This window comes from Paenibacillus sp. BJ-4 (assembly GCF_020404765.1).
Classification (GTDB): domain Bacteria; phylum Bacillota; class Bacilli; order Paenibacillales; family Paenibacillaceae; genus Paenibacillus.
This window is the reverse complement of record NZ_JAIVEM010000035.1, coordinates 1-211: the sequence shown is the minus strand read 5'-3', so window position 1 is coordinate 211 and position 211 is coordinate 1. Positions and strand designations below refer to the sequence as shown.

Sequence of the window (211 nt, the reverse complement as noted above, 5' to 3'; positions counted from 1 at the left end):
GTTGCGCTCGTTGCGGGACTTAACCCAACATCTCACGACACGAGCTGACGACAACCATGCACCACCTGTCTCCTCTGTCCCGAAGGAAAGGCCTATCTCTAGACCAGTCAGAGGGATGTCAAGACCTGGTAAGGTTCTTCGCGTTGCTTCGAATTAAACCACATACTCCACTGCTTGTGCGGGTCCCCGTCAATTCCTTTGAGTTTCAGTC

1 rRNA gene is annotated in these 211 nt (G+C 52.6%); it reads right to left on the bottom strand.

From position 1 onward, the window contains the following. A 16S ribosomal RNA gene (locus LCF57_RS07465) occupies positions 1-211 on the bottom strand; the annotation flags it as partial.